This is a genomic window from Stenotrophomonas sp. 2YAF22, from assembly GCF_052114665.1.
GTDB classification, from domain to species: domain Bacteria; phylum Pseudomonadota; class Gammaproteobacteria; order Xanthomonadales; family Xanthomonadaceae; genus Stenotrophomonas; species Stenotrophomonas indicatrix.
Window position 1 is genome coordinate 1 of record NZ_JBFRFE010000625.1, and the last position, 2,533, is coordinate 2,533.

Consider the following 2,533-nt stretch of genomic DNA (forward strand, 5'->3'; position numbering starts at 1 on the left):
GCTGGCCGAGGATCCGTTCGTGCTGGCGTGCCGGCGCGATCATCCGCTGGCCCGCAAGCGCACGGTGGAATGGGCCGATCTGGCCGAGCACCAGCTGATCACCGTGCATCGCACCAGTGGCAATCGCACGCTGCTGGACGGCGCATTGGCGCGCGAGAACCTCAAGCTGAGCTGGCATTACGAAGTGACTCACCTGTCCACCTCGCTGGGCATGGTCGAGGCCGGCATCGGGGTATCGGTGCTGCCGAAAATGGCGACCCCCGACGGCGATCATCYGACGCTGGTGACGCGTTCGATCGGCAATCCGGTGGTGTCGCGCACCATCGGGATCGTGCGCCGTCGCGGTGCCCTGCTCTCGCCCACCGCAGAGCGGTTCCTGCAGATGCTGATGAGCCAGTGGCGCGCGCAGACCTGAGTGCGGCTTAGTCCGCAGGGCGTGTTGCAGCTGTGACTTTCTGGCCGCCATCAAGTGCGCTGCTGGCCAGCAGCTGTTCGGCCAGCCCGCGGTAGATCGGCACCCGGCAGACCATGCCGGACACGCCCCGGGCAATCAGCACGGTGGCCAGGATCGGCAGCAGCAGATCGCCGCTGTCGGTCAGCTCCAGCGAGATCACTGCCGAGGTCAGTGGCGCCTGGGTCACGCCGGTCAGGTAGGCGCACATGCCCAGCAGCACGAACGCCTTCGGGTCCACTGCCGGCATCAGTACGGCGAGGTTGTGCCCCAGCCCTGCCCCCACCGCAAGCGCTGGTGAGAACAGCCCGCCGGGGATGCCCGCCACGTAGGACGCCAGGTTGGCGAGCAGCTTCATCAGGCCGAACTCGTGACCGACGATTGCCTGGCCCTGCACCAGACTGCGCGCCTGCTCATAACCGGTACCAAACGCGCCATTGCCGAACAGCAGCGCAAGCACCACCACGATCAACCCGCAGGCCGCAGCCAGTACCACCGGATGGTCCCGCTTGAGCCGGCCCAGCCAGCGCGGATGACCGGACATGGTCAGCAGTACGACCCGCGCGAACAGTCCGCCCAGCAGACCGGCGACCACGCCGCACAGCACAATGGCACCCCACGCCTGGCCCAGGGGCAGCAACGCCGAGACGTGCCCGAAGTAGGTGTAATTGCCCAGCAGGCCCAGGGACACCACGCCGCCCACGATGACCGCCGTGAGCAGGGTGCCCGAGAAGCGGTGCTCGAAGCGCCCACTCAGCTCCTCGATGGCGAACACGATGCCCGCCAGGGGCGTATTGAAGGCCGCGGCGATGCCGGCCGCGCCACCTGCCAGCAGGAAGTGCGACAGTTCGCGGGGGTCCTTGAATCCGAACCAGCGCCCGAACAGGTACATCAGGCTGGCACCCACGTGCACGGTAGGGCCCTCGCGGCCCACCGACGCTCCTCCAAGCAGGGACAGCGAGGTCAGCAGCAGTTTGCCGGCCGAAACCGCAGGCGAGAGGTTGACTTGCCTGAATTGCGGGTCCGGTTGTTCCAGCGACGCGATGACCTGCGGAATACCGCTGCCGCGGGTGGGCCTGAGCGCGCCGGCGGTCAGCCAGGCCAGCAGTGCGAAGATGCCCGGCGTAAGCAGCAACGCCCACCAGGGGGAATGGGCGATGACGCGCTGGAAGACATGGAAGGCGGCATCACTGGCCTTGGCGAACACGATGGCAACCAGCGCCACCGCCACCGCGCCGCTCCACAATGCCGCGCGCCGGCGCCATCCTTCGGTCAGCACCATCGCTGAAATACGTGCGCGGAGACGTTGAAGATCGAACATCGGGTAATTCTGCGAGCGCGCGTGGCATCAGGGAAGTGGCTAGTGTGGCGGTTGAACCTGCCGCATCCGGTGAAGGGCAGCGCCATCGCTACCTGCTGCCGGAGCCGGAGCCGGTAGCGCCGGTGCAGCCAAGCAGCCGCGGGCAACCCGGAGAACCTGCAGAGGATTGGCAATCAGGTGACAGTGACTCCAGCCGGATCATCACCATTGTCGATTTCCCACCGCAGCTCGAACCTCAGCTCCAGCTGCTGTCCCGGCTGCAGCCGGGTGGGCGCCAGCGTGAAGCCATCGGGTGGGCCGGTCTGTGGCTCCACGCAGGTGGCGTGCGCGGCGCCGTCATAGACCACCCAGTGATCGGTGTCGGCGCGCAGTCGCAGCCGCTGGCCAGCGGAAACCAGCGTGACCTCGCGATGGTTGATGAAGCAGTCGTCCCAAGGGCCTTGCGCCGGATCCACGCAGGGCAGGACGGCGATGCCCTCCCCATCGCGGGGGTACATCGCGGCTGGCGCGAACAGCAACCGGTCCGGCTTGCGGAACCACGGGTGCCAGCCGAGCACGGCCGGCATCGGCGTGTCGCCTGCCTGTACGGCCAGGCGCAGTTGCAGGCAGTCGGGCTGCACGTGGATGTGCTGCGATGCCCTGCCCCCGAAGGGCCAATGACCATCCTCGGGAAGGTCCAACGACAGCGACGCGCCGTCCGATTCAAGGCGGTCGATGCGCCAGGGCCGTGAGAAGCCAACGCCATGGATGGCGTGCACTCC

The 2,533-nt window shown here is 67.6% G+C and carries 3 protein-coding genes; 1 reads left to right on the forward strand and 2 read right to left on the reverse strand.

Translation table 11 applies throughout. The features are described 5' to 3' along the window. On the forward strand, positions 1–415 hold a 415-nt coding region (locus tag AB4Y84_RS19095), incomplete at its 5' end, for a LysR substrate-binding domain-containing protein (protein ID WP_442250672.1). A gap of 7 nt (positions 416–422) precedes the next feature. Here the strand turns inward: AB4Y84_RS19095 and AB4Y84_RS19100 are convergent. Together AB4Y84_RS19100 and AB4Y84_RS19105 are read right to left on the reverse strand one after the other, a co-directional pair. Further along, positions 423–1,772: a chloride channel protein gene (locus AB4Y84_RS19100; protein WP_442243536.1), complete on the reverse strand. Its 1,350-nt coding sequence runs from the start codon at positions 1,770–1,772 to the stop codon at positions 423–425. Positions 1,773–1,945: 173 nt separating this feature from the next. After that, on the reverse strand, positions 1,946–2,533 hold a 588-nt coding region (locus AB4Y84_RS19105), incomplete at its 5' end, for an aldose epimerase family protein (RefSeq protein ID WP_442250673.1).

Coding starts and splice junctions, on each gene's coding strand:
- AB4Y84_RS19100 (WP_442243536.1), bottom strand. CDS start 1,772: ATGTTCGATCTTCAACGTCTCCGCGCACGTATTTCAGCGATGGTGCTG.